This window comes from Pseudomonas sp. Irchel s3a10 (assembly GCF_900187525.1).
GTDB classification, from domain to species: Bacteria; Pseudomonadota; Gammaproteobacteria; order Pseudomonadales; family Pseudomonadaceae; genus Aquipseudomonas; species Aquipseudomonas koreensis_G.
Map to the genome: position 1 here is coordinate 340,687 of NZ_FYDR01000001.1, position 24,735 is coordinate 365,421.

Below are 24,735 nucleotides of genomic sequence, written 5' to 3' on the forward strand. Positions count from 1 at the left end.
CCACAAAGCCCCTTCACCTCTGTGGGGTGGGCTTTTGTGGGAGGGGGCTTGGTCCCGAAAGCGGTCTGTCAGTCACAGAAATGTTGAATGTGCCGGCCTCTTCGGGAGCAAGCCCCCTCCCACAGGGATTAGCGAACCACCTGAAAAATCCAAAAAAATCGAAGAGGTGTCGATATGCGTTTATTGAAATCCATGGTTCCCGCCGCACTGGCGCTGTTGTGCAGCACCGCAGCACTGGCCCAGCCACAGGTCAGCGTCTACAACTGGACCGACTACATCGGTGAAACCACCCTCGCCGACTTCCAGGCCAAGACCGGGATCAAGGTGATCTACGACGTTTTCGACTCCAACGAAACCCTGGAAGGCAAACTCCTCGCCGGCCGTACCGGCTATGACGTGGTGGTGCCGTCTAACCACTTCCTCGCACGTCAGGTGAAGGCCGGCGCGTTCCTCAAACTCGATCGCGAGCAGTTGCCGAACTGGAAGAATCTCGACCCGAAACTGCTCGAATTGCTTGAGAAGAACGACCCGGGCAACCAGCATTCGGTCCCCTACCTGTGGGGCACCAACGGCATCGGCTACAACGTCGACAAGGTCAAGGCTGTGCTCGGCATCGATCACATCGATTCCTGGGCGGTGCTGTTCGAGCCGGAAAACCTGAAGAAACTCACCCAGTGCGGCGTGTCGATGATGGACTCGGCGGACGAAGTGTTCCCGGCGATCCTCAACTACATGGGCATGGACCCTCGCAGCGAGAACCCGGAAGACTATAAAAAGGCTGAAGCGAAACTGCTGAGCATCCGCCCGTACATCACCTATTTCCACTCCTCGAAATACGTTTCCGACCTGGCCAATGGCGACATCTGCGTAGCCTTCGGTTACTCCGGCGACGTGCTCCAGGCGGCCAACCGCGCCAAGGAAGCCAACAACGGGGTGAACATCGCCTATGCGATTCCCAAGGAAGGCGCCAACCTGTGGTTCGACCTGCTGGCAATCCCGGCCGACGCCAGCAACACCAAAGAAGCTCACGCCTTCATCAATTACCTGCTCGATCCGCAAGTGATCGCCAAGGTCAGCGCTTCGGTCGGTTACGCCAACCCGAACCCGGCTGCCAAGCAGTACATGGATCAGGCGCTGGTGAACAATCCCGAGGTCTATCCGTCGCAGGCCGTGCTGGACAAGCTCTACATCTCCTCTACCCCGCCACAGTCGATCATGCGTCTGATGACCCGGTCCTGGAGCAAAGTGAAGTCGAACAAATGAATCAGTACAGCGAAGAACACGCCCGCTCCTATTACGCAGCTTCGGCCCGGGCCAGCACGCCCTGGCCGGCACTCGACGCTGATCTCAGCGCCGATGTCTGCGTGATCGGCGGCGGGTTCACCGGGGTTAACACCGCGATTGAGCTGGCGCAGCGCGGGCTGTCGGTGGTGTTGATCGAAGCCCGGCGCATCGGCTGGGGCGCCAGCGGGCGCAATGGCGGTCAATTGATTCGCGGTATCGGACATGAGGTCGAAGGCTTTGCCCGTTACGTCGGCAATGACGGCGTGCGTTACTTGCAGCGCGCCGGCATCGACTCGGTGGAACTGGTGCGCCAGCGCATCACCGAGAACGCCATCGAGTGCGACCTGCGCTGGGGCTTCTGCGAGCTGGCCAACACCCCGGCGCAGTTCGCGGCGTTCAAGGACGAACAGGTCAGCCTCGACGAACTTGGCTATCAACATCAGACCCGCCTGGTCAGCCCGGAGCTGATCCGTCAGCAAGTGGTCAACGCCGACGGCTACGCGGGGGGGCTGATCGACATGGGCTCCGGCCATCTGCACCCGCTGGACCTGGTGCAGGGCGAAGCGCGTCTGGCGGCGTCCCTCGGTGTACGCATCTTTGAGCAAAGCCCGGTGCTGCAGATCATTCATGGCGAAACCGTTGAAGTGCGCTGCGCCACCGGCAGCGTGCGCGCCGGCAGTCTGGTGCTCGGTTGCAATGCGCATCTGGATGAACTCGAACAGCAACTCAGCGGTAAAGTACTGCCGGCCGGCAGTTACATCATCGCTACCGAACCGCTGTCCGAAGCACGTGCCGCGCAACTGATCCCGCACAACCTCGCGTTGTGCGACCAGAAAGTCGGCCTCGACTACTACCGGCTCTCGGCGGACCGACGCCTGCTGTTTGGCGGCGCCTGCCACTATTCTGGGCGCGATCCGGCGGACATCGCCGCCTACATGCGCCCGAAGATGCTCAAGGTCTTCCCGCAATTGGCGGACGTGCGCATCGACTATCAATGGGGCGGCAAGATCGGCATCACCGCCAACCGTTTCCCGCAGGTCGGCCGGCTCAAGCAGCAGCCGAACGTGTTCTACGCTCAGGGTTACTCCGGTCACGGCCTCAACGTCACCCATTGGTGCGCCAAGCTGCTGGGCGAAGCCATTCACGCCGGCCACAGTCAGGGCATGGACGTGTTCAGCGCCGTGCCGCACATGACCTTCCCCGGCGGCCCGGCCTTGCGTTCGCCGCTGCTGGCACTGGGTATGTTCTGGTATCGCCTGCGCGAAATCCTCGGCTAACGCTGCCCCCCTATGTAGGAGCTGCCGCAGGCTGCGATCTTTTGATCTTAAAAAATCAAAATCAAAAGATCGTCCGATCGCGGCCCGAGCCTGCGGCAGCTCCTACACAAATCCACATAAGCCCGTGAATTTGCTCTATCGCCAAGCACTTCTATATTGATGAAGTGCTTTTGCGTTCCTGACGCTCAGCATCCACCAAACCGAGGAGGACATGGATGAAGTCGTCAGCCGCCGATGAGCCACGAGCACCGGGTCAAGCGCCGATCAAGACGCGTCGCTTCGGTATTTCACTGGTGTGGATCGTGCCGATCGTCGCGGTTCTGGTCGGTATTTCGCTGGTGGTGCACAACCTGATGCAAGAAGGCCCGACCATCGTCGTCAACTTCAAGACCGGCAGTGGCCTGACCGCCAACAAGACCGAAGTCAAATACCGCAACGTGGTGATCGGTCAGGTGACGGATGTCGAGTTGAGCGGCGATCAGAAAAGCGTCGACGCCACCATCAAGCTGTCCAAACAGGCTGAAACCTTTACCCGCGAAGACTCGCAATTCTGGGTCGTGCGCCCGCGCATCGGCGCCGGTGGCGTTTCGGGCATCGACACCCTGCTCTCCGGCGACTACATCGGCGCCGATATCGGTCAGGCCGACAGCCGCGCCAAACGCTTCAAGGGCCTGGAGAATCCACCGCCGATCACCTACGGCGAACCGGGCAAGCGCTTCATGCTGCACGCCCCGGACCTGGGCTCGCTGGACATCGGTTCGCCGGTTTATTACCGCAAGATTCCAGTCGGCCAGGTCGTGACCTACACCCTCAATCCCGAGGGCAAGGGCGTGGACATCGAAGTGTTCATTCACTCGCCGAACGACGCGTTCGTCACCGAAAACACCCGGTTCTGGAACGCCAGCGGCATCGACATCAATGTCGGCGCCAACGGCTTTGCGGTGAAGACCGAATCGCTGTCCACCATGCTGGTCGGCGGCATTGCCTTCCGTGCGCCGGATTACAGCCCCAACGATGTAGCCGCTGCCGACGACAAGGACTTCGAGCTGTTCGCCGATCAGCAGACCGCCCTCGCCCCGCCCAACGGCAAGGCGCAATACATGGTGCTGCGTTTCGAACAGTCCTTGCGCGGGCTCAAGGTCGATGCGCCGGTGGAATTTCTCGGCATGGAGATCGGCCGGGTGGTCGGCATCAATCTGGATTTCGACGCGAAGAAACGCACCTTCCCGCTTAACGTCGGCATCGTCATTTACCCGCAGCGCCTGGGTCAGGCCTACAAAAAGATGCTCACCGAATTCAAGCACGATCCTAACGACGAAGCGGCCGGCATTCGTCTGCTCGGTACCTTCGTCGACAACGGCCTGCGCGCCCAGGCCCGCAGCGGCAACCTGCTGACCGGGCAGTTGTACATCGCGCTGGATTTCTTCCCGAAAGCCGAGAAAATCGCCTTCGACGCGACGGCCCGGCCGGTGGTCTTGCCAACCGTGCCCGGCAGCCTCGAACAGTTGCAGGAAAAACTCGAAGCGGTGGTCGACAAGCTCAACAAACTGCCGGTCGAGCGGATTGCCGGCAACCTCGACAGCAACCTCGTGGAGCTACGCAAAGGCCTGACCCAGTTCAACGCGAAAACCCTGCCGAGCGTGCAGACCACCCTGGCCGACGTCAGCAAGACCCTGCAGTCCGCCAGCTCGACCCTGGCCGAAGATTCGCCGCAGCGCGAGAAACTCACCGAGACCCTCGACGAACTCGGGCGCATGTCGCGTTCGCTGCGTGAGCTGTCGGATTATCTCGGCCGGCATCCGGAATCGCTGATTCGCGGTCGTCCCGATAACGCGGCGCCGCTGGATCTGAAAGGACCGCCACGCAATTGAGCACAGGAGCTACCCCATGGCTTTACCGCTGAAGATCACCGTGCTCGCTGCGTTCATGCTGCTTGGCGCCTGCCGCAGCGAGCCGATCAACTTTCACACCCTGACCCCGGTGCAACTGCCGCCGTCCCGGGCCGGCGCGCAGATTCCAATCGAGGGGATCAGCGTGCCGCCGCAGGTCGACCGTCCGCAAATCGTCATCCGTCAGGGCAACAACGGCCTGGCGATTCTGGAAACCCAGTGGTGGGGGGCGAGTCTGGCGGATGAGCTGCGCAGTGCCTTGAACGATCAACTGAGCAATACCGGCGGTCGCGGCAATGTCTCGGTGCGCATCGATGTGCAGCGGTTTGATTCGATACCCGGACAATACGGGCTGATCGACGTCAAATGGCGCCTGCGCCCGAGCGGTGCGGCGGACAATGCTCTGCTGACCTGCCATTCAACCTTGCAAACTCCGTCCGGCCCGAGCATCGACGACCTGGTGGCCGCGCAACAGAACAACGTCAAACGCCTGGCTGCCGTCATCAGTCAGGCGGCGGGCAACCCGCGCGGGTGTCCGCCAGCGTCCTGAACAGTTGACCGCCTCCCCCTGAACAGAGTGTTCAGCGACCATTCAAACAGACCATCGTAAAGTGGCTCGCGTCATCAACCATACGTTGCGCTGAATGAAATGTTGCGGTTCAAAGGTTTAGCACTGTGTGTCGGGTCAATACAGTCTTGTCTATTTAAGGCGATTCCCGGGCTGGTACTGGCTTTCGTGGTGTTTTATCTGCTGCCACTGATGAGCCACGGGCTTTGGATTCCCGATGAAACCCGTTATGGCCAGATCAGTCAGGAAATGCTCCTGAGCGGTAACTGGGTCGCTCCGCACTTCATGGGCATTCGCTACTTCGAAAAGCCGATTGCCGGTTACTGGATGATTGCCATCGGTCAGGCCATTTTCGGTGACAACCTGTTTGGTGTACGTATCGCCTCGGCGTTGAGTTCCGGGCTCAGCGTCTGGCTGGCGTATCTGCTGGCCCGCCGGCTGTGGAACAACCCGCGTACCAGCGCGACTTGCGCCTTGCTGTACATGAGTTTCGGCCTGATTGCCGGTCAGGCCGGATACGCGAACCTCGATCCGCAGTTCACCTTGTGGGTCAACCTGAGTATGGTCGCGGTGTGGTTTGCGATCGACAGCAAAACCCCACGTGCACGGCTCGGGAGTTGGACTCTGCTGGGCATCGCCTGCGGCATGGGGCTGATGACCAAGGGGTTTCTCGCCCTGCTGCTGCCAGTGCTGATCGCCCTGCCCTACATGATCTGGCAGCGTCGCTTCGGTGAACTGCTACGTTATGGGCCACTCGCGGTGCTGGTGGCCACGCTGATCAGCCTGCCGTGGGGGCTCGCTGTTCACTCTCGGGAAGCGGATTTCTGGCGTTTCTTCTTCTGGCACGAACACATTCGCCGTTTTTCCGCGGGTGAAGATGCCCAGCACGCCCGGCCATGGTGGTTCTACCTGCCGTTGTTGTTCGCCGCTACCCTGCCATGGGCAGTGCTGCTGCCGTCGACGCTGATGCGCACCTGGCGGGAAAAACGCGAGCCGAAAATCGCCTTCCTCGCCCTGTGGTTCCTGCTCCCGCTGGTATTCTTCAGCCTCAGCAGCGGCAAACTGCCGACCTACATCATGCCGTGCCTGCTGCCACTGGCGTTGTTGATGGGCCACACCTTGATCAACTGGCTCAATACGGGCGACGGCCGCGCCTTGCGCGCCAATGGCGTGACCAACACCCTGCTGGCAAGCGCGGCGCTGGTCGCGCTGCTGTATGTACAGGCAACCCGGGAGATCTACCAGAACAGCGAGATGTTCAGCCTGTCGCTGCTGTACATCGTGCTGGTCGGCTGGATCATCAGCAACGCCTTGCAAGTGCTGCGCCCGCTGACGCTGTGGGCGATGCCGGCGTTGGGCATCGGCCTGCTCGTCGCGTTGCTGCCGGCGGCGATGCCAGCGACCATCGTCAACAGCAAGATGCCGGATCAGTTCATTGCCGAGCATCAGCAGGCACTGAGCGAAACCAGCTCGTTGCTGAGTAACGACCTGGGCGCAGCCTCCGCGTTGTCATGGCGCTTGCGTCGCCCGCAGGTGGACCTGTTCAACACCGTCGGCGAACTCAAATACGGTCTCGATGACCCGGCCATGACGTCACGCAAGGTCAGCCTCGACGGCGTCAGCGAGTGGATGACCCAGGCGCGCAAAAAAGGCTCGGTGGGGGTGGTGATGCGCGTCAACAGCACCTCTGACGAGCAACAACTGGCGCTGCTGCCGGTCGATGGCCGGCACTGGCGGCGTGGCAACCTGGAAATCTTCATCTTTGCCCGGAGCCAACCATGACCGTCGAGTTGATCAGAGATCGAAACGATCCACCGCCCGCCGCCGCTCGTTGTCATCGCGCACATCGTAATTGGCGGTGGTCTGGATGTTGCTGTGATGCGCGAGTTTCTGCGCGATCGACAGGTCATGCTCCTCGATTACCCGAGTGATGAACGAACGACGGAAGTCGTGCGGCATGATCTTCACCCCGACCTGCGTGCCGCGCTGGCGAGCGATGTAGTAGATCGCGTGCTTGGTGATGCGCTCGCGGGTGATGTGGCTGCCACGGCGAATACGGTTGAACAGGAAGGCATCGTCGCTCTCGCCTTCTTTGAGCTGTGAACGGCGCAGTTCGAGCCACGCATCAAGTTTGCTGAACGCCCATGCCGGTGCATATTTGATCAACTGTTTGTTGCCTTTACCGGTGACGCACAGGCTGCGTTCCGTGAAGTCGACCTGATTCAAGTCCAGATCCACCGATTCCGACTTGCGCATACCGGTGCCGTACAGCAACGCAATGATTGCCGCATCACGCAGGCCCTGTGGGCGCGGGTCGGCGGCGCAGACTTCCATCAACTCGTGAATCAATGTGCGCTTGAGATTGCGCCCCTGAGACAACCGCGTGCCGGCAATGCCCTTTACCGAACGCATCTTTAAAAGATGTTCCTGAGTGATCAGGCTCATGCGCCAGGCCTCATTCATGACCCCGCGCACCGCATTCACATACAACGAAGAAGTGTTGGGTGCGTAGTTGTCTGCGCGTAATGCAGCGACCAGCGCTACAACATCTTCCGGTTGCAAGGCATGCCAGGGAATCTCCTCGACATTCATGTCTTCAAACCCCAGGCGATCGGCCGCGTCTTGCAGCACGTAGCGCATGGTCAGTTGGCTGGAAGGCGCCAAACGCGCGAGGTACAGGCTCATCGGGTTGGTTTTTGGTGCGTCGGGGTTTGCAGCAACTAAATCAATCAAACGTTAAACCTTAAGTAAAAAACGTACAGCACTACAACAACTAAAAAATGCAATGTACTTGAAGTAAAGAAGGTACTTGAACCGCACTGGCTGACTAAAAACCACGATGAACGGCAGAAGTCTGAACGGCGGCTGTATAAGTCACAGATAAACGATTCGCCCACCGGTTTTTCATATTCCTTTCACAAAAACCGGCATAGCCTTAGTTCCCATAGGTGCGGTACCGGCTATGCCCAACCTGCCGGGCAAATCGTGAAAAGTCAATCAATCGCCGACGTCATGCTTTTTGCCAAGTTATTGATGCAAGGTCAGTTTTCTGTGTCTGCGCTGAGGCTGGATCGAATAACTGCGTGAATCCATCCTTTATTTTCTTGTAATGAGGTGCCCATGAGTCAGGCGTTTCTCCCCTTCTCCCGCCCAAGTATTGGCGATGAGGAAATTGCCGCTGTCGAGCAAGTATTGCGCTCGGGCTGGATCACCACCGGGCCGAAAAACCAGGCACTCGAAGAGCAGTTTGCACAATACGTGGGTTGCAAACATGCGGTGGCCTTGTCTTCGGCCACCGGCGGTATGCATATCACGTTGCTGGCCCTGGGCATCGCCCCGGGCGACGAAGTCATCACCCCGTCGCAGACTTGGGTCTCGACTGCCAACATGATCTCCCTGCTGGGCGCCAAACCGGTGTTCGTCGATGTCGATCGCGACACGCTGATGACCGACGCCGCGCGCATCGAAGCGGCCATTACCCCTCGGACCAAGGCGATTATTCCGGTGCACTACGCCGGCGCCGCGTTCGATCTCGATCCGCTGTACGCCCTGGCTGACAAGCACGGCATCGCGGTCATCGAAGACGCCGCTCACGCTGCCGGCACTCGCTACAAGGGGCGTCATGTCGGTTCGCAAGGCACGGCGATTTTCTCCTTCCACGCGATCAAGAACATGACCTGTGCCGAAGGTGCGATGTTCGTCACCGACGACGAAGCCCTGGCCAGCCGTGTGCGCATGCTCAAGTTCCACGGTCTGGGCGTTGACGCCTATGACCGTCTGACCGGTGGCCGTAAACCGCAGGCGCAAGTCATGGAGCCGGGCTTCAAGTACAACCTGGCCGACATCAACGCCGCGATTGCCCTGGTGCAACTGCAACGCCTGGACGACATCAACGCCCGCCGCACCGAGCTGGCCGCCACCTATTTGCAAAAACTCGAAGGCCTGCCGGTGCAACCGCTGGCCCTGCCCGCCTATGCCCAGCAACACGCCTGGCACCTGTTCATCCTGCGCATCGACAACGAGCGCTGCGGCATGGACCGCGAAGCCTTCATGAAGGCGTTGCAGGATCAGGGCATCGGCACTGGCATCCATTTCATCGCCACCCACCTGCACACCTGGTATCGCCAGCGTGACCCCGACCTCTACCTGCCCGACACCGAATGGAACTCGGCGCGGCTGTGTTCGATTCCGCTGTTCCCCGACATGACCGGTCAAGACCTTGACCGGGTGGTCGGTGCCATCGCACAAACCCTGGAAAATCGCCTGTGAAACCTTATCCAATCCGTAGCGTGTCGATCGTCATCCCGATCTACAACGAACAGGAAAGCCTGCCCGAGCTGCTGCGTCGTACCGAGGCAGCCTGCCGCCAGTTGCATCACGATTTCGAAATCGTGCTGGTCGACGACGGCAGCCGAGACGAATCGGCAAACCTGCTCGAAGAAGCCGCCGGGCGTGAAAACAGTCCGTTCGTGGCGGTCATTCTCAACCGCAACTATGGTCAGCACGCCGCGATCATGGCTGGTTTCGAACAGTGCAAGGGCGACGTGGTGATCACCCTCGACGCCGACCTGCAGAACCCGCCGGAAGAAATTCCGCGGCTGGTGGCCGAGGCCGCAAAAGGTTACGACGTGGTCGGCACCGTGCGCGGCAACCGTCAGGATTCGGCCCTGCGCCGCTACCCGTCGAAGCTGATCAACCTCGCCGTGCAACGCTCCACGGGCGTTGCCATGAGCGACTACGGCTGCATGCTGCGCGCCTACCGCCGCACCATCATCGACGCGATGCTCGCCTGCCGGGAACGCAGCACGTTCATCCCGATTCTGGCCAACAGCTTCGCCCGTCACACCACCGAAATCGTTGTGGCCCACGCTGAGCGTGAACACGGCGACTCGAAATACAGCCCGATGCGTCTGATCAACCTGATGTTCGATCTGGTCACCTGCATGACCACCACCCCGTTGCGTCTGCTGAGCATCGTCGGCTTCGCCATGGCCGGGCTGGGCGTGCTGTTCGCGATTGCGCTGATCGCCCTGCGTCTGACCTTCGGTGCCGGTTGGGCCGGTGACGGCATGTTCGTGCTGTTCGCCGTGCTGTTCGTGTTTACCGGTGGCCAGTTCATCGGCATGGGCCTGCTGGGTGAATACCTGGGCCGCATGTACAGCGATGTGCGCGCCCGTCCACGTTTCTTCATTGAAAAGGTGTTGCGTAACCAACCGGCCCATCCGGCGCCTGCCATCACCGTTGATGGTCTTTCTTCTACTTCCTCTACTCCCGATCAGGTGCTCTCATGAGTGCAAAAACTGTTGTTTTCGCTTACCACGATATTGGTTGCACCGGCATTGAAGCCTTGCTCGACAGCGGCTATGACATTGCAGCCGTGTTCACTCACGCCGATGATCCGAAAGAGAACGCGTTCTACGCGTCGGTTGCACAACTGTGCGCCAACAAAGGCATCCCGGTGCACGCCCCGGAAGACGCCAACCACCCATTGTGGATCGAGCGCATCGCCAAGCTCGACCCGGACTATATTTTCTCCTTCTATTACCGCCACCTGCTGAGCGAGCCACTGCTGGCCCAGGCAAAAAAAGGCGCGTTCAACCTGCACGGCTCGCTGTTGCCACGCTATCGCGGTCGTGCTCCGGCGAACTGGGTGCTGGTCAACGGCGAAACCGAAACCGGCGTTACCCTGCACCGCATGGTCAAACGCGCTGACGCCGGCGCCATCGTTGCCCAGCATCGCGTTGCCATTGAGCGCAGCGACACTGGTCTGAGCCTGCACGGCAAATTGCGCACGGCTGCCAGCGACCTGCTGCGCGACATCCTGCCGAGCATGCTGCAAGGCAACATCACTGAAACCCCGCAGGACGAATCGCAAGCCACCGTGTTCGGTCGCCGCACCCCGGCAGACGGCAAACTGGTCTGGGCCAAACCCGCCGAAGAACTGTTCAACCTGGTGCGCGCCGTGACCCGCCCATACCCCGGCGCGTTCTGCGCCGTGGGCGAGCACAAACTGATCGTCTGGAGTGCAGAGGTTGTCGGGGGCAACGAAGGCCAGGCGCCGGGCCGCGTGATCAGCGTTGATCCGCTGCGCATTGCCTGCGGTCAGGATTCGCTGGTGATCAACGCCGGTCAGCGCAACGACAACGGTCTGTATCTGAGCGGCCCGCAACTGGCCAACGAACTGGGGCTGGTCGATGGCTCGCTGCTGCGCGGCGCTGAATCCGGTCGTGCGCCACGTCGCACTCGTGTGCTGATTCTGGGGGTCAACGGCTTCATCGGTAACCACTTGTCCGAGCGCCTGCTGCGTGACGATCGCTACGAAGTCTATGGCCTGGACATCGGCTCCGACGCCATCGACCGTCTGCGCAGCCACCCGCACTTCCACTTCGTCGAAGGCGACATCAGCATTCACTCCGAGTGGATCGAGTACCACATCAAAAAATGCGACGTGGTCCTGCCGCTGGTGGCCATCGCCACCCCGATCGAATACACCCGCAACCCGCTGCGCGTATTCGAACTGGACTTCGAAGAAAACCTGAAACTGGTGCGCTACTGCGTCAAGTACAACAAACGCGTGATCTTCCCGTCGACTTCGGAAGTCTATGGCATGTGCCAGGACAAGAACTTCGACGAAGACAGCTCGAACCTGATCGTCGGCCCGATCAACAAGCAGCGCTGGATCTACTCGGTCTCCAAGCAACTGCTGGACCGCGTGATCTGGGCTTACGGCGCCAAGGGCCTGAACTTCACCCTGTTCCGTCCGTTCAACTGGATGGGCCCGCGCCTGGACCGTCTGGATTCGGCGCGTATCGGCAGCTCCCGCGCCATCACCCAGTTGATCCTCAACCTGGTCGAAGGCACGCCGATCCGTCTGTTCGACGGCGGCGAGCAGAAGCGTTGCTTCACTGATATCGCTGACGGCGTCGAGGCACTGGCGCGCATCATCGATAACGACAACGACGTCTGCAACGGCCAGATCATCAACATCGGCAACCCGGACAACGAAGCCAGCATCCGTCAGTTGGGCGAAGAGCTGCTGCGTCAGTTCGAAGCGCACCCGCTGCGCCACAACTTCCCGCCGTTCGCCGGTTTCCGCGACGTGGAAAGCAAGGCGTTCTACGGTGCCGGTTACCAGGACGTCGAACACCGCAAGCCAAGCATTGCCAACGCCAAGCGCCTGTTGAACTGGGAGCCGGGCGTGGAAATGCGCGAGACCATCGGCAATACCCTGGATTTCTTCCTGCGTGAAGCCATGCTCGAAATCGCGGACAAGAAATAATGCAGGCAGGTCTTCGTATCGACGTCGACACCTACCGTGGCACCCGGGAAGGTGTGCCGCGGCTGCTGGAAATGCTCGACGAGGCGCAGGTCAAGGCAACGTTTTTCTTCAGTGTCGGCCCGGACAACATGGGCCGGCATCTGTGGCGCCTGATCCGCCCGCAGTTCCTCTGGAAAATGCTGCGTTCCAACGCTGCCGGCCTGTACGGCTGGGACATTTTGCTGGCCGGCACCGCCTGGCCGGGCAAACCGATTGGCCGTGATCTCGGGCACCTGATGCGTCAGGCCCGGGACGCCGGTCACGAAGTCGGCCTGCACGCCTGGGATCACCATGGCTGGCAGGCCAACGCCGGACGCTGGAGCGACGCGCAACTGATCGAACAGATCCGGCGCGGCGTCGACACCTTGAGCGACATCCTCGGCGAAAAGATCCAGTGTTCGGCCGCCGCCGGTTGGCGTGCGGACGAGCGCGTGATCGAGGCCAAGCAGACTTTCGGCTTGCGCTACAACAGTGATTGCCGTGGGCAGAGCCTGTTCCGTCCGCTGCTGGCGGACGGCACGCCGGGCACCCCGCAGATTCCGGTGGATCTGCCGACCTTCGACGAAGTCGTCGGCCCGCGCGTGGCAGCGAAGGACTTCAACGCCTTCATCCTCGACCGGTTCCGGCCGCAAGCACTCAACGTCTACACCATTCATGCCGAAGTCGAAGGGATTCTGATGGCTCAGGATTTTCGTCAATTGCTGGCCGATGCACGCCAGCGCCACATTGACTTCCAGCCCTTGGGCGACTTGTTGCCCGAGTATTTCAATACCTTGCCCGTGGGCCGTGTACAGCGTGGCGCGCTCGAAGGCCGTGAAGGCTGGCTGGGAGTGCAAGGCGCATGACCAGACGCTGGGCACTGCCGTTGTTGGTCGGTTTCTGTCTGCTGGCCTATCTGTTGCCGTTGAGCACCCATGGCCTGTGGATCCCCGACGAAACCCGTTACGCACAGATCAGCCAGGACATGCTGCTCAGTGGCAATTGGGTCTCGCCGTATTTCATGGGCCTGCGTTATTTCGAGAAACCGATTGCCGGCTACTGGATGATCGCCCTCGGCCAGGAATTGTTCGGGCAGAACCTGTTCGGCGTGCGCTTCGCCTCGGCCCTCAGCACGGCTTTGAGTGTGCTGCTGGCCTACCTGATTGCGCGCAGGCTGTGGAACGACACGCGCAAGAGCTTCGTCTGCGCCCTGCTCTACATGAGCTTCACGGTGGTTGCCGGTCAGGCCGGGTACGCCAACCTTGATCCGCAGTTCACCTTTTGGGTCAACCTGAGTCTGGTGGCGCTGTGGTTTGCGCTCGACAGCAAAAGCACCGCGCAGCGCCTGGGGGCCTGGGCGATATTGGGGCTGGCCTGCGGCATGGGTTTCCTGACCAAGGGGTTTCTCGCCTGGTTGCTGCCGGTGTTGATCGCGTTGCCGTGGATGCTCTGGCACAAACGCTGGCGCGAACTGCTGATGTTCGGCCCGGTGGCAGTCGCCATCGCGCTTATCGTCAGCCTGCCGTGGGTACTGGCGGTGCATGCACAGGAACCGGATTACTGGCGGTTCTTCTTCTGGCACGAACACATTCGGCGCTTTGCCGGTGACGATGCACAGCACGATGCGCCGTGGTGGTTCTACCTGCCACTGCTGGTGGCGTTCTGTCTGCCGTGGGTGGGCCTGCTGCCGACCACGTTCAGGCAAGCCTGGCAAACCCGGGCCGAGCCGAAGATGGTCTTCCTGCTGTTGTGGCTGCTGCTGCCGCTGGTTTTTTTCAGCCTGAGCAACGGCAAGCTGCCGACCTACATCCTGCCGTGCCTGTTACCGATGGCGTTGCTGCTGGGCAATGCGCTGGCCGATCGCTTGCGTCTGGAGCAAGGTCGGGCGCTGGCGATCAATGGCTTGCTGAACCTGCTGCTGGGTGTGCTCACGCTGATTGCACTGGTTTACCTGCAATTGAACAAACCGGTGTACGACCACGAACTGCACAGCCTGGTGTTGGTGTTCATCGCCCTGATCGGCTGGATCATCGCCAACCTGGCGCAAGCGTTCCTGCCGCTGCAATGCTGGGCGGCACCGGCGCTGGGCAGCCTGTTGCTGGTGGGGATCCTGCCGGCCGCATTGCCCGAGTCGGTGGTGGCCAACAAAACCCCGGATCAGTTCATCCGGCAGCACGTCACCGAGCTGTCCGGCGCCACGCATCTGCTGAGCAATGATCTGGGCGCCGCAGCGGCACTGGCCTGGCGCATGAAAGACCCGCAGGTCGCGCTGTACAACACGGTCGGCGAGCTCAAGTACGGTCTTTCCTACCCGCAAGGCGCTGCACGCCGAATCACCAAGGACACCGTTCAACAATGGGTACGTGACGCGCGCCGCAGCGGCTCGGTGGGTGTGCTGATGCGCGTCAAGGGACAGGGCGAACTCGAAGAGCTGGACCTGTTGCCCAAGGACGGTACCCGTTACGAGTCGGGCAATCTGGTGATCATGGTGCTGCCGGAGGATCCGGCATGAGCTGGTTTTTGTTACTGACGGCGTGCCTGCTGACCTGCCTGGGGCAAGTAGCGCAGAAATTCGCCGTGGAGAGCTGGCGCGGCGTCGCTTCATCGTGGGCCGACAAACTGCGTTCGCCGTGGTTGTGGCTGGCGCTGGTTTCGCTCGGCGCCGGGCTGCTGGTCTGGCTGCTGGTGTTGCAACGCCTTGAAGTGGGCATCGCTTACCCGATGCTCAGCCTCAATTTCGTGCTGATTACCCTGATCGCCCGCTTCATCTTTCGCGAACCCATCGACCGTCGGCATTGGCTGGGCGTGGCGCTGGTGATCGGCGGCGTGGTTCTGCTGGGGCAACCGTCATGAACCAGGCGCAAGGTATCGGTTTCGCTCTCGCCAGCGTGGGGCTGGTCAGCAGCGCACAACTGGGCATGCGCTGGAGCATGACGCGCCTGCCGCAGCCGGAACAATGGCTGGCGGCGCTGAGCGCCGGCCGTGTCGATCTGTCGGCATTGGCCGTGGTTGTGGCCGCGATTTTCGCCTACGCCCTGTCGATGCTCTGCTGGCTCGCGGCATTGCGCGATCTGCCGTTGGGGCGGGCCTATGCGCTGTTGAGCATCAGCTACGCGCTGGTGTACCTGCTGGCGGCCAGTCTGCCGCTGTTCAACGAATCGTTCAGTTTCACCAAGTCGCTGGGCGTGGCACTGGTCATGCTCGGGGTCATCACTATTAACACTCGTCCCTCTCGTGCGCCCGAACTCAGGAGTGCTCCATGAAAATCACAGTTTTTGGTAGCGGTTATGTCGGTCTGGTGCAGGCCGCCGTGTTGGCCGAAGTCGGTCACGACGTCGTGTGCATGGACATCGATCAGAAGAAAGTCGACCTGCTGCGTCAGGGGCACGTCAGCATCTTCGAACCGGGCCTGTCGAGCCTGGTGCGCGAAGGCCTGGACTCCGGTCGCCTGCATTTCACGTGCGATGAAAAACTCGCCGTGCAGCACGGTCGCGTCGCCTTCATCGCCGTGGGGACGCCGTCTACCGAGAATGGCTCGGCTGATCTGAAATATGTGCTGTCGGTGGGCGACGCCGTGGCGCGGCATCGGGAACAGCCGCTGATTCTGGTGGAGAAATCCACCGTGCCGGTCGGCACCGGCGACACCCTGCGTGCACACATTCAGGCCGCGCTGGACAAGGCCGGTCGAGCGTTGCGGTTCGATATCGTCTCCAACCCGGAATTCCTCAAGGAAGGTTCGGCGGTGGCCGATTGTCGTCGTCCCGACCGCATCGTCATCGGCTGTGAAGGTGACGACGTGCAAGACGTGATGCGTGATCTGTACTCGCCGTTCAACCGCAACCATGACCGCATCATGTTCATGGATCTGCGCAGCGCCGAGCTGACCAAATACGCCGCCAACTGCATGCTCGCAACCAAGATCAGCTTCATCAACCAGATCGCCGAACTGGCCGAGCACCTTGGGGCCGACATCGAGTCGGTGCGTCAGGGTATCGGTGCCGACTCGCGCATCGGCTATCACTTCATCTACCCGGGTTGCGGCTACGGCGGGTCGTGCTTCCCCAAAGACATGCGTGCGCTGATTCACAGCGCCGAGCAGGCGCACTGCTCCAGCGACCTGCTGCAAGCGGTCGAGGCGATCAACGAGCGGCAGAAGCACAAGTTGTTCGACCGCATCAATGCGTTCTACCAGGGTGACCTGCGCGGCAGAACCTTCGCCCTGTGGGGCCTGGCCTTCAAGCCGAACACCGACGACATGCGTGATGCACCAAGTCGCGTACTGCTCGAATCGCTGTTCGCCGCCGGTGCCCATGTTCGTGCGTTTGACCCGGAAGCCATGCAGGAAACCCAGCATCTGTACCTGAACGAAGAGAAACTGATGCTGATGGGCACCCCTGAATCGGTGCTGGCCGGTGCCGATGCGCTGATCATCTGCACCGAATGGCAGCAGTTCAAGGCACCGGATTTCGACCTGATCCAGCAACGCCTGAAAGCCCCGGTAATCTTCGACGGGCGCAACCTGTACGACGCCGAGCGTCTGGCGCGCAATGGCTTCCAATACTTCCCGATCGGCCGTGGTGATTCACGCAAACTGCCAATGCCGCTGCAGCAGTGGTCTGACAAAGCGAAAGTCGCTTGATCAGCTTGTCGCCTGTCATCCGCCGGCAGTCCCTGATCGCAGGGCTGCTGGCACTGCTGCTGTTTATCGCCGGGGTTTACGGGCAGGCGCCCGTTGGCTTCGATTCACGTTTCGTACTGTTTGCCCAAGAGATGTTACGACACGGGCCAACGGTATTCCCGACCACTTACGGTGAGCCGTACGCCGACTATTCGGCGCTCTCGACCCTGTTCATCTGGTTGTTGGCGTTGCCCTTCGGCGCGATCAACACTCTGACAGCATGGCTGCCGAGCGCCATTGCCGGCGGTGTGATCGTGACGTTGATGTACCGCTTGCTGGCGGTGCATTCGCAGCGCTGGGCACTGATCAGCATTGCGTTGCTGATGCTCACCAGCACCTTTGTCACCGAAGTGCGCGCGGTGTCACAAGACCTGATGCTGGCTGCCGTGGCGCTGTCGGTGTTTTACCTGGGCTACGCACACGACCACTTCGGTTCGCGCCGGCGCTGGCCGCTGATCTTCGTCCTGTTGTTGCTGGGCTTCGGGATTCGCGGGCCCATCGGTCTGGTGGTGCCAACCGGCATGCTCTGCAGTTACTACTTGCTCAATCGCGAGTGGCAACGCTTGTTGGTGTTCGGTGTGCTGGCGACGATCCTGCTCGCCGCGTGCGTCGGCCTGCTGCTGTGGCTGGCCCGGCGCAGTGGTGGCGAAGCGTTCCTGCAGGACGTGATCCGCATGCAATTCATGGGGCGCATGGACGGCAGTGAAGGCGTCAGCGGCTCGCTGTATTACTTCACCAGTTCCATGGGCAACTACGCGCTGGCGTATCCGCTGGCGATCCTGGCGCTGGCCGCGACCTGGCTGAGCAAACCGCATCAGCGCGGGCCGGCCTTGCGTCTGGTGCAGTACTGCGCGGCCGCCGGGCTGATCGTCATGGTCGGCTTGTCGATTCCACAGGCAAAGAAGGCGCGTTATCTGCTGCCGATGTTGCCGATGGCGGCGATCATCGCCGCGTATCCGTTCCAGGTGCTGCATGGGCGGGTGTTCCGCGTATTGCGTGGGATGATTCAAGGCATCTGGCTGGTGACACCGGGACTGTTGATGGTGGCCCTGCTGGTTGCCAGGCGCCGCTTTCCCGAGCAACTCGACGGCATCACTGTGGTACTGATCGTACTTGGTGTTGTGCAATTGCTCGCGTTGTCGCGACTGATGATCCCGCGCTGGCGAGCCGAAATGTTGGCGCTGTGCGCGGTGCTGGCGTTGTGGACGGTGTATGTCGCAGTGTTCGAACCGGTAGAGCGACGCCTGTACGACACGCAGACCTTCAGCCGCGCTGCCTTCGCGCAGGTGCAACAGCACCCGGCACCGCTGGTGCTGCACGGCATGGGCAAAGACGCCAAGGCGATCAAGTTCATGGTCAACGTCGAGCAGGATCTGCAACCGCAGTTCACCGAAATGGTGCAGCAACTCGAAGCCCTCAAGGGCCCGGCCTGGCTGATGATGGACAGCAAGGACCTGCAATCGCTGCAAGGTACTTCGCTGGCTGGCCTGCAACCGGTGCTGAGGGGGCGTTTCGACAACAACGATTACGTGCTGTTGTATCTGAAGCCCTTGTAGGAACTGATTGAGGCTGCGATCTTTTGCGCTTTCAGGAAAAAGATCGCAGCCTGCGGCAGCTCCTACAGGGACTTTTTACCATGAGTTTTGTTGTACGCCGGGCGCGGCAGAGTGATGCCGCCGCCCTCCCCGCCATCGAGCGCTCGGCTGCCGAACTGTTTCGCACAGATCCGACCCTCGCCTGGCTTGCCGACACCGACGTGGCCAGTGCCGCGCAACATCGTCAGGCCATCGACACTGCCCATGTCTGGGTCGCCGAAAACACCTCGGCGCAACTCGCCGGATTTATCCGCGCGCAGGATGTTGGCAAGCAACTGCACATTGAAGAGCTGTCGGTCAGCCTCGCGTTTCAGGGTCAGGGCGTGGGCCGGCAACTGGTGCTGGCCGCGATTGAACATGCCCGCCGTCAACAAATGCGCGCCGTGACCCTGACCACGTTTTGTGACGTGCCGTGGAATGCGCCGTTTTATCAGCGGATGGGGTTTGTCGTGATCGCACCGGGTGAGCAGGAAACGCACTTGCTCGATGCTCTGCAGAAAGAGATCGAGCATGGCTTTGCTGCCGAGCGACGCTGCGCCATGCGCCTGAGATTGCCCTGACAGGACAAATCCCTTGTAGGAGTGAGCCTGCTCGCGATAGCGTCCTGTCAGTCAACTGCGTTGGCGCCTGACACTCGGTATTCGCGAGCAGGCTCGCTCACAAAAGGTTTCTCATCATAAAAATAAGGACATTTGCACCGCCGTGGCCACCTACTCCCGCCTGATCCGCCGACTGATGATCACCTCGCTGAGCATCGTCATCAGCCGTGCCCTGATCAGTCCTCTGCTGACCCTGTTCCTCAGCAACAAACTGGGCCTCAACCCGCAGGATGTCGGTCTGCTGTTGGGCATCGCCGTGTTCAGCGCCACGCTGTTTTCGCTGTACGGCGGCTACATCATCGATCGTCTCGACAAGCGCCAGCTGTTGATCCTGACCATGCTCTCCAGCGGTGTCGGCCTGATGCTGCTGACCTTTGCGCAGAATCTGTACCTGGTCACGCTGGTTCTGATCATCAGTGAAACGGCGTCGGCGCTGTTCCTGATCTGTTCCAAAGCGATGCTCAGTGAAAACCTGCCGGTCGGCCAGCGGGTCAAGGCGTTTTCGCTGAACTACACGCTGACCAACATTGGCTACGCCGTTGGCCCGATGATCGGCGTGGTGATTGCCGGGGTTCAACCTTCTGCGCCGTTTATCGTCGCGGGGCTGATTGCCGCTGGCAGTGTTTTCCTGCTGTTGGGCGTCTCTCGTGAGGCCAGTCCGGTTGCGCCGGGCAGCCCGCCGCAGAGTTTCCTGAACACCCTGATCATCCTGAAAAACGACCGCACGATGATTCTGTTCACCCTCGGTTGCCTGCTCAGCACTCTGGTTCACGGGCGCTTCACCCTGTACCTGTCGCAATACCTGCTGGCGACTCACACCCAGCAACAAACCCTCGACACCATGGCCGCCCTGCTCGCCTGCAACGCGATCACGGTGATCCTGCTGCAATACCAGATTGGGCGCTTTCTCAAGCGCGAGCACCTGCGGTTCTGGATTGCCGGCGGCACCGCGCTGTTCATCGTCGGCCTGATCGGCTTCAGTCTGGCCGACAGTCTGGTCGGCTGGTGCGTGGCGATGTTCATCTTCACCCTCGGCGAGATGATCATTTACCCGGCGGATTTCCTCTTCGTCGACACCCTTGCACCCGAAGAGCTGCGCGGCAGTTACTACGGCGCGCAGAACCTCGCGGCGCTGGGCGGCGCGCTGAGCCCGGTGATGTGCGGGTTCCTGCTGATGCACACGCCGGCACCGAGCATGTTCTATGCCTTGAGCGCCCTGGCCGCGCTGGGTGGGTACTTGTGTTTTGTCAGTGGACGCCGCGTGGCGACAATTCAAAAATAATGCACTGAAACTGCATTTATATGAATTTGTCAGCATCGAATTTGCCCGGCACACTGTGCGCGTTCCTCCCCCAATAGTTGGAACGCTTCGAGGACTTTCCGAAACGGACAAGTCCTTTTTTTTGCCCCGAATTTACCGCAAGGACCCGATTCACATGCTCGCTCGCTGGTTGCCTGCCGCCATCAACACCCGCCCCACCGAATGGAGCCGCGCCGCGATCGGCATGGCCTTGGGCACTTTGTTCAGCGTCTGGGCGTGCAGTCAGGTGTTCGGTATCGAGGTCGCGTACCACCTGATCGGGCCGTTGGGCGCCTCGGCGGTGCTGCTGTTCGCCGTGTCCTCCGGCGCACTCGCGCAACCGTGGTCGATCATCGGCGGCTACCTGTGCGCCAGCGTTGTCGCACTGTTGGTGGCCCACGTGTTGGGCCGAACCCTCGGCAGCGCCTGCCTCGCGGCGGGCATGGCACTGATTCTGATGTGCTGGCTGCGTTGCCTGCATCCACCGGCCGGCGCCCTGGCGCTGACGCTGGTACTGGCCGATCCGGCCACCATCGCCATGGACTGGAAAGCCATGGAACCGGTGATGCTCGCCGCCGCCTGCATGCTGCTCAGCGCCCTGGCCTACAACAACCTGACGCGCATCCGCTACCCGAAACGCGCGGCCGAGCCAGCACCGGCACTGGTGCCGGTGGATAGCCAGGCAATTACCGCTGAGGATTTGAAACTGGCACTGGCGGACATGGAAGCGTTTATCGACGTCACTCCCGAAGACCTTGAACAACTGATCCACGCCAGCGAACTGCACGCCAAGCGCCGTAGCATCGGTGAAGTTTTCTCCTGACACCCAACACTCCCTGTAGGAGCTGTCGAGTGCAACGAGGCTGCGATCTTTTCAAGATCAAAAGATCGCAGCCTTCGGCAGCTCCTACACCAACACCCAGCGATTTTTTCTTAAGGCAAAAACGCAAACTCCCCCTGCACATATCCCGGTTGTACACGGCAAATTTGCACTGTTACGATCCGTCAACGCTCGCGCGCGAGCTTCTCGAATAAAGACAATAAAAGCAGGGAGTTAGTGATGACTGCTCAGGCTTCATCCCCGCGGACGCCGTCCATGGATGCCACGCAAAACGAAGTGCTGGCCGAGGTTCGCAATCACATCGGTCACCTGACCCTCAACCGCCCCGCCGGTCTCAATGCCATCACCCTCGACATGGTTCGTCAGTTGCAGCAGCAACTCGATGCCTGGGCGACTGACACCAACGTGCGTGCCGTTGTTTTGCGCGGTGCCGGTGAAAAGGCTTTTTGTGCCGGTGGCGATATCCGTTCGCTGTACGACAGCTTCAAAAGCGGCGACACGCTGCACGAAGATTTCTTCGTCGAGGAATACGCCCTCGACCTGACGCTTCATCATTACCGCAAACCGGTGCTGGCCTTGATGGACGGTTTCGTCCTCGGCGGCGGCATGGGCCTGGTGCAGGGTGCGGATCTGCGGGTGGTCACCGAAAAGAGCCGGCTGGCGATGCCGGAAGTGGCGATCGGTTATTTCCCCGATGTCGGCGGCAGCTATTTCCTCTCGCGGATTCCCGGTGAACTGGGGATCTATCTGGGCGTCAGCGGCGTGCAGATTCGTGCGGCCGACGCGTTGTACTGCGGGCTGGCCGACTGGTTTGTCGACAGCAGCCAACTGCCGAGCCTCGACGATCAACTCGACCACCTGGAATGGCGCGATACGCCGCTCAAGGATCTGCAGGGCCTGTTGGTGAAAAACGGCGTGCAAACCCTCGCCGATGCACCGCTGAAGAAACTGCGTCCGGCCATCGACCATTTCTTCGCCCTGCCGGACGTGCCGAGCATCGTCGAGCAACTGCGCGCGGTCACCGTCGCCGACAGCCATGAGTGGGCGACCACCACTGCTGATCTGCTGCAGACCCGCTCACCGCTGGCAATGGCCGTGACCCTGGAAATGCTCCGGCGCGGTCGCCAACTGAGCCTGGAACACTGCTTCGCCCTCGAACTGCATCTGGATCGTCAGTGGTTCGAGCGCGGCGACCTGATCGAGGGCGTGCGCGCCCTGCTGATCGACAAAGACAAGACCCCACGCTGGAACCCGCCGACCCTCGCCGCGCTGGACGCCGGGCATGTCGCGAGTTTTTTCCACGGTTTCACTGAGAGCGGGAGCTGAGCCATGCACGATCTCGAACTGACTGAAGAACAAGTGATGATCCGCGACATGGCCCGGGACTTCGCCCGTGGCGAAATCGCGCCGCATGCGCAAGCCTGGGAAAAGGCCGGCTGGATCGACGACGCGCTGGTGGCAAAAATGGGCGAACTCGGCCTGCTGGGCATGGTGGTGCCCGAAGAATGGGGCGGCACCTATGTCGACTACGTAGCCTATGCGCTGGCGGTGGAAGAAATCTCTGCCGGCGACGGCGCCACCGGTGCGTTCATGAGCATCCACAATTCGGTGGGCTGCGGCCCTGTCATGAATTACGGCAGCGAAGAACAGAAAAAGACCTGGCTGGCCGACCTCGCCAGTGGGCAGACAATTGGCTGCTTCTGCCTGACCGAACCGCAGGCCGGCTCCGAAGCGCACAACCTGCGCACCCGCGCCGAACTGCGCGACGGCCAGTGGCTGATCAACGGCGCCAAGCAATTCGTCAGTAATGGCAAACGGGCGAAACTGGCGATCGTGTTTGCAGTGACCGATCCGGATCTGGGCAAGAAAGGCATTTCCGCGTTCCTCGTACCGACCGACACCCCGGGGTTCATCGTTGATCGCACCGAACACAAAATGGGCATCCGCGCCTCCGATACCTGCGCAGTGACCCTGAACAACTGCAGCATTCCCGAGGCCAATCTGCTCGGCGAGCGCGGCAAGGGTCTGGCGATTGCGCTGTCCAACCTCGAAGGCGGCCGCATCGGCATCGCCGCGCAGGCCTTGGGCATCGCCCGGGCAGCGTTTGAAGCGGCGCTGGTGTATTCCCGCGATCGCATCCAGTTCGGCAAGCCGATCAACGAACACCAGAGCATCGCCAATCTGCTGGCCGACATGCACATGCAAATCAACGCGGCGCGCTTGATGATCCTGCACGCGGCGCGCCTGCGCACAGCGGGCAAACCCTGCCTGTCGGAGGCGTCACAGGCCAAGCTGTTCGCCTCGGAGATGGCCGAGAAAGTCTGCTCCTCGGCGATTCAGATTCATGGCGGGTATGGGTATCTGGAGGACTATCCGGTCGAGAAGTACTACCGCGATGCGCGGATTACCCAGATCTACGAAGGTTCGAGCGAGATTCAGCGGATGGTGATTGCGCGGGAGCTGAAGAACTACCAACTGTAAAAGCATCGCGAGCAGGCTCACTCCTACAGGGTCTTCGGGTGCACACCCAATCCGGGGTCACCGCAATTCCACTGTAGGAGTGAGCCTGCTCGCGATGAGGTCAGCTCAAATGCTGCTTTACTTGCCCTGAAACTCCGGCGCACGCTTGGCGACAAACGCCGCCATGCCTTCCTTCTGATCCTGCGTGGCGAACGCCGCATGGAACACCCGGCGCTCGAAGCGCACGCCTTCAGTCAGGTTGACCTCAAAGGCACGGTTGACGCTTTCCTTGATCATCATCGCAATCGGCAACGATTTGCTGGCGATCACCGCGGCGACCTTCAGCGCCTCGTCGAGCAGTTCATCACTCGGCACGATCCGCGCGACGATGCCGCAGCGCTCAGCCTCCACCGCATCGATCATCCGCCCGCTGAGGCACATTTCCATGGCCTTGGCTTTGCCCACGGCGCGGGTCAGGCGCTGGGTGCCGCCCATGCCCGGGAGCACGCCGAGGTTGATTTCCGGTTGGCCGAATTTGGCGTTGTCGCCGGCGAGGATGAAGTCGCACATCAGCGCCAGTTCGCAGCCGCCGCCAAGGGCGAAGCCGTTGACCGCAGCAATGATCGGCTTACGGCGGTTGGCCACACGGTCGCTGTCGCTGAACAGATCATCCATGTAGATCTGCGGGTAGGTCAGTTCGGCCATTTCCTTGATGTCGGCGCCGGCGGCGAAGGCTTTCTTCGAACCGGTGATGACGATGCAACCGATGTTCACATCAGCCTCCAGCGCATCCAGGGCGTGGTTCACTTCGCTGACCAGTTGCGCGTTCAGGGCGTTCAGCGCCTGTGGGCGATTGAGGGTGATCAGGCCGACGCGGCCGTGGTTTTCCAGCAGAATCGTTTCGTAGCTCATACATGACTCCTGAATTTGTACCCTGTAGGCGCTGC

At 61.0% G+C, this 24,735-nt stretch carries 21 protein-coding genes; 19 read left to right on the top strand and 2 right to left on the bottom strand.

Annotated features, from left to right (window positions below; all coding sequences use genetic code 11):
- Positions 1-174: 174 nt before the first annotated feature.
- From CKW11_RS01585 to arnT (CKW11_RS01605), 5 genes are all read left to right on the top strand, one after another.
- Positions 175-1,263, top strand: coding sequence for a polyamine ABC transporter substrate-binding protein (locus CKW11_RS01585; RefSeq protein WP_095135838.1), 1,089 nt, complete (start codon positions 175-177; stop codon positions 1,261-1,263).
- Positions 1,260-2,561: an FAD-binding oxidoreductase gene (locus CKW11_RS01590; protein ID WP_095135840.1), complete on the top strand. Its 1,302-nt coding sequence runs from the start codon at positions 1,260-1,262 to the stop codon at positions 2,559-2,561. Before CKW11_RS01585 ends, CKW11_RS01590 begins: the two co-directional genes overlap by 4 nt.
- Before the next feature lie 215 nt (positions 2,562-2,776).
- On the top strand, positions 2,777-4,432 hold the full coding sequence (locus CKW11_RS01595; RefSeq protein WP_095135842.1) for an intermembrane transport protein PqiB: 1,656 nt from the start codon (positions 2,777-2,779) through the stop codon (positions 4,430-4,432).
- A gap of 16 nt (positions 4,433-4,448) precedes the next feature.
- A complete protein-coding gene (locus tag CKW11_RS01600) occupies positions 4,449-5,000 on the top strand; it encodes a membrane integrity-associated transporter subunit PqiC (protein ID WP_095135844.1) in 552 nt (183 codons plus the stop codon).
- Between the two features lie 99 nt (positions 5,001-5,099).
- A complete protein-coding gene (arnT, locus tag CKW11_RS01605) occupies positions 5,100-6,800 on the top strand; it encodes a lipid IV(A) 4-amino-4-deoxy-L-arabinosyltransferase (protein ID WP_095135846.1) in 1,701 nt (566 codons plus the stop codon).
- A 12-nt stretch (positions 6,801-6,812) separates the two neighbouring features.
- Here the strand turns inward: arnT (CKW11_RS01605) and xerC are convergent, their stop codons facing one another.
- A complete protein-coding gene (xerC, locus tag CKW11_RS01610) occupies positions 6,813-7,703 on the bottom strand; it encodes a tyrosine recombinase XerC (RefSeq protein ID WP_095135848.1) in 891 nt (296 codons plus the stop codon).
- A gap of 435 nt (positions 7,704-8,138) precedes the next feature.
- On the opposite strand from xerC, the gene arnB reads away from it, so the two are divergent.
- The 14 genes from arnB (at position 8,139) to CKW11_RS01680 (ending at position 23,809) form a co-directional block, all read left to right on the top strand.
- On the top strand, positions 8,139-9,287 hold the full coding sequence (gene arnB, locus CKW11_RS01615) for a UDP-4-amino-4-deoxy-L-arabinose aminotransferase (protein WP_095135850.1): 1,149 nt from the start codon (positions 8,139-8,141) through the stop codon (positions 9,285-9,287).
- Complete coding sequence (arnC, locus tag CKW11_RS01620) at positions 9,284-10,309, top strand: undecaprenyl-phosphate 4-deoxy-4-formamido-L-arabinose transferase (protein ID WP_095135852.1); 1,026 nt, start codon at positions 9,284-9,286, stop codon at positions 10,307-10,309. Before arnB ends, arnC begins: the two co-directional genes overlap by 4 nt.
- The gene (gene arnA, locus CKW11_RS01625) at positions 10,306-12,297 is read left to right on the top strand and encodes a bifunctional UDP-4-amino-4-deoxy-L-arabinose formyltransferase/UDP-glucuronic acid oxidase ArnA (protein ID WP_095135854.1); all 1,992 of its coding nucleotides are present in this window, start codon (positions 10,306-10,308) and stop codon (positions 12,295-12,297) included. Before arnC ends, arnA begins: the two co-directional genes overlap by 4 nt.
- Positions 12,297-13,181 (top strand): 4-deoxy-4-formamido-L-arabinose-phosphoundecaprenol deformylase, encoded by an 885-nt coding sequence (gene arnD, locus CKW11_RS01630; protein ID WP_095135855.1) that lies wholly within the window; start codon positions 12,297-12,299, stop codon positions 13,179-13,181. The genes arnA and arnD overlap by 1 nt, the downstream gene beginning before the upstream one ends.
- Positions 13,178-14,827 (top strand): lipid IV(A) 4-amino-4-deoxy-L-arabinosyltransferase, encoded by a 1,650-nt coding sequence (gene arnT / locus CKW11_RS01635; RefSeq protein ID WP_095135857.1) that lies wholly within the window; start codon positions 13,178-13,180, stop codon positions 14,825-14,827. The genes arnD and arnT (CKW11_RS01635) overlap by 4 nt, the downstream gene beginning before the upstream one ends.
- Complete coding sequence (arnE, locus tag CKW11_RS01640) at positions 14,824-15,168, top strand: 4-amino-4-deoxy-L-arabinose-phosphoundecaprenol flippase subunit ArnE (RefSeq protein WP_095135859.1); 345 nt, start codon at positions 14,824-14,826, stop codon at positions 15,166-15,168. Before arnT (CKW11_RS01635) ends, arnE begins: the two co-directional genes overlap by 4 nt.
- A complete protein-coding gene (gene arnF, locus CKW11_RS01645; protein ID WP_095135862.1) occupies positions 15,165-15,578 on the top strand; it encodes a 4-amino-4-deoxy-L-arabinose-phosphoundecaprenol flippase subunit ArnF in 414 nt (137 codons plus the stop codon). The genes arnE and arnF overlap by 4 nt, the downstream gene beginning before the upstream one ends.
- Positions 15,575-16,954, top strand: coding sequence for a UDP-glucose/GDP-mannose dehydrogenase family protein (locus CKW11_RS01650; protein WP_095135864.1), 1,380 nt, complete (start codon positions 15,575-15,577; stop codon positions 16,952-16,954). The genes arnF and CKW11_RS01650 overlap by 4 nt, the downstream gene beginning before the upstream one ends.
- A complete protein-coding gene (locus CKW11_RS01655) occupies positions 16,951-18,549 on the top strand; it encodes a glycosyltransferase family 39 protein (protein ID WP_095135866.1) in 1,599 nt (532 codons plus the stop codon). The genes CKW11_RS01650 and CKW11_RS01655 overlap by 4 nt, the downstream gene beginning before the upstream one ends.
- A gap of 80 nt (positions 18,550-18,629) precedes the next feature.
- Positions 18,630-19,148: a GNAT family N-acetyltransferase gene (locus tag CKW11_RS01660; protein ID WP_095135868.1), complete on the top strand. Its 519-nt coding sequence runs from the start codon at positions 18,630-18,632 to the stop codon at positions 19,146-19,148.
- Positions 19,149-19,290: 142 nt separating this feature from the next.
- Positions 19,291-20,469: an MFS transporter gene (locus tag CKW11_RS01665; protein WP_095135870.1), complete on the top strand. Its 1,179-nt coding sequence runs from the start codon at positions 19,291-19,293 to the stop codon at positions 20,467-20,469.
- 154 nt (positions 20,470-20,623) lie between these two features.
- Entirely contained in the window at positions 20,624-21,310 is a 687-nt protein-coding gene (locus CKW11_RS01670; RefSeq protein WP_095135872.1) for an HPP family protein, read from the top strand.
- A 237-nt stretch (positions 21,311-21,547) separates the two neighbouring features.
- Positions 21,548-22,654 carry an enoyl-CoA hydratase/isomerase family protein gene (locus tag CKW11_RS01675; protein WP_095135874.1) on the top strand — a complete coding sequence of 369 codons (1,107 nt, stop codon included), beginning with the start codon at positions 21,548-21,550 and terminating at the stop codon, positions 22,652-22,654.
- A 3-nt stretch (positions 22,655-22,657) separates the two neighbouring features.
- Positions 22,658-23,809 carry an acyl-CoA dehydrogenase family protein gene (locus CKW11_RS01680; protein ID WP_095135876.1) on the top strand — a complete coding sequence of 384 codons (1,152 nt, stop codon included), beginning with the start codon at positions 22,658-22,660 and terminating at the stop codon, positions 23,807-23,809.
- A 117-nt stretch (positions 23,810-23,926) separates the two neighbouring features.
- Here CKW11_RS01680 and CKW11_RS01685 read toward each other — a convergent pair whose 3' ends face one another.
- A complete protein-coding gene (locus CKW11_RS01685) occupies positions 23,927-24,700 on the bottom strand; it encodes an enoyl-CoA hydratase (protein ID WP_095135878.1) in 774 nt (257 codons plus the stop codon).
- Between the last annotated feature and the right edge of the window lie 35 nt (positions 24,701-24,735).

Excerpts from the sequence above, each read along its gene's own strand:
- CKW11_RS01585 (WP_095135838.1), top strand. The coding sequence starts at position 175 with ATGCGTTTATTGAAATCCATGGTTCCCGCCGCACTGGCGCTGTTGTGC.
- CKW11_RS01590 (WP_095135840.1), top strand. The coding sequence starts at position 1,260 with ATGAATCAGTACAGCGAAGAACACGCCCGCTCCTATTACGCAGCTTCG.
- CKW11_RS01595 (WP_095135842.1), top strand. The coding sequence starts at position 2,777 with ATGAAGTCGTCAGCCGCCGATGAGCCACGAGCACCGGGTCAAGCGCCG.
- CKW11_RS01600 (WP_095135844.1), top strand. The coding sequence starts at position 4,449 with ATGGCTTTACCGCTGAAGATCACCGTGCTCGCTGCGTTCATGCTGCTT.
- arnT (WP_095135846.1), top strand. The coding sequence starts at position 5,100 with ATGTTGCGGTTCAAAGGTTTAGCACTGTGTGTCGGGTCAATACAGTCT.
- xerC (WP_095135848.1), bottom strand. The coding sequence starts at position 7,703 with ATGAGCCTGTACCTCGCGCGTTTGGCGCCTTCCAGCCAACTGACCATG.
- arnB (WP_095135850.1), top strand. The coding sequence starts at position 8,139 with ATGAGTCAGGCGTTTCTCCCCTTCTCCCGCCCAAGTATTGGCGATGAG.
- arnA (WP_095135854.1), top strand. The coding sequence starts at position 10,306 with ATGAGTGCAAAAACTGTTGTTTTCGCTTACCACGATATTGGTTGCACC.
- arnD (WP_095135855.1), top strand. The coding sequence starts at position 12,297 with ATGCAGGCAGGTCTTCGTATCGACGTCGACACCTACCGTGGCACCCGG.
- arnT (WP_095135857.1), top strand. The coding sequence starts at position 13,178 with ATGACCAGACGCTGGGCACTGCCGTTGTTGGTCGGTTTCTGTCTGCTG.
- arnE (WP_095135859.1), top strand. The coding sequence starts at position 14,824 with ATGAGCTGGTTTTTGTTACTGACGGCGTGCCTGCTGACCTGCCTGGGG.
- arnF (WP_095135862.1), top strand. The coding sequence starts at position 15,165 with ATGAACCAGGCGCAAGGTATCGGTTTCGCTCTCGCCAGCGTGGGGCTG.
- CKW11_RS01650 (WP_095135864.1), top strand. The coding sequence starts at position 15,575 with ATGAAAATCACAGTTTTTGGTAGCGGTTATGTCGGTCTGGTGCAGGCC.
- CKW11_RS01660 (WP_095135868.1), top strand. The coding sequence starts at position 18,630 with ATGAGTTTTGTTGTACGCCGGGCGCGGCAGAGTGATGCCGCCGCCCTC.
- CKW11_RS01670 (WP_095135872.1), top strand. The coding sequence starts at position 20,624 with ATGCTCGCTCGCTGGTTGCCTGCCGCCATCAACACCCGCCCCACCGAA.
- CKW11_RS01675 (WP_095135874.1), top strand. The coding sequence starts at position 21,548 with ATGACTGCTCAGGCTTCATCCCCGCGGACGCCGTCCATGGATGCCACG.
- CKW11_RS01680 (WP_095135876.1), top strand. The coding sequence starts at position 22,658 with ATGCACGATCTCGAACTGACTGAAGAACAAGTGATGATCCGCGACATG.
- CKW11_RS01685 (WP_095135878.1), bottom strand. The coding sequence starts at position 24,700 with ATGAGCTACGAAACGATTCTGCTGGAAAACCACGGCCGCGTCGGCCTG.